The following is an 878-nucleotide window of genomic DNA, read 5'->3' on the forward strand; positions in this document are numbered from 1 at the left end:
CCGCCTACATGCTTAAACCGGGACAACCGTCGCCCGGCTAACATAGCCTTCTCCGTCCCCCCTTCGCAGTAACACCAAGTACAGGAATATTAACCTGTTTCCCATCGACTACGCCTTTCGGCCTCGCCTTAGGGGTCGACTCACCCTGCCCCGATTAACGTTGGACAGGAACCCTTGGTCTTCCGGCGTGCGGGTTTTTCACCCGCATTATCGTTACTTATGTCAGCATTCGCACTTCTGATACCTCCAGCATGCCTCACGACACACCTTCAACGGCTTACAGAACGCTCCCCTACCCAACAACACATAGTGTCGCTGCCGCAGCTTCGGTGCATGGTTTAGCCCCGTTACATCTTCCGCGCAGGCCGACTCGACCAGTGAGCTATTACGCTTTCTTTAAATGATGGCTGCTTCTAAGCCAACATCCTGGCTGTCTGTGCCTTCCCACATCGTTTCCCACTTAACCATGACTTTGGGACCTTAGCTGGCGGTCTGGGTTGTTTCCCTCTTCACGACGGACGTTAGCACCCGCCGTGTGTCTCCCGTGATAACATTCTTCGGTATTCGCAGTTTGCATCGGGTTGGTAAGTCGGGATGACCCCCTAGCCGAAACAGTGCTCTACCCCCGAAGATGAGTTCACGAGGCGCTACCTAAATAGCTTTCGGGGAGAACCAGCTATCTCCCGGTTTGATTGGCCTTTCACCCCCAGCCACAAGTCATCCGCTAATTTTTCAACATTAGTCGGTTCGGTCCTCCAGTTAGTGTTACCCAACCTTCAACCTGCCCATGGCTAGATCACCGGGTTTCGGGTCTATACCCTGCAACTTAACGCCCAGTTAAGACTCGGTTTCCCTTCGGCTCCCCTATACGGTTAACC

At 53.8% G+C, this 878-nt stretch carries 1 rRNA gene; it reads right to left on the minus strand.

From position 1 onward, the window contains the following. A 23S ribosomal RNA gene (locus OGV77_RS00880) occupies positions 1 to 878 on the minus strand; the annotation flags it as partial.

It is taken from the genome of Citrobacter sp. Ce129 (genome assembly GCF_030334545.1).
Lineage (GTDB): Bacteria > Pseudomonadota > Gammaproteobacteria > Enterobacterales > Enterobacteriaceae > Citrobacter > Citrobacter europaeus.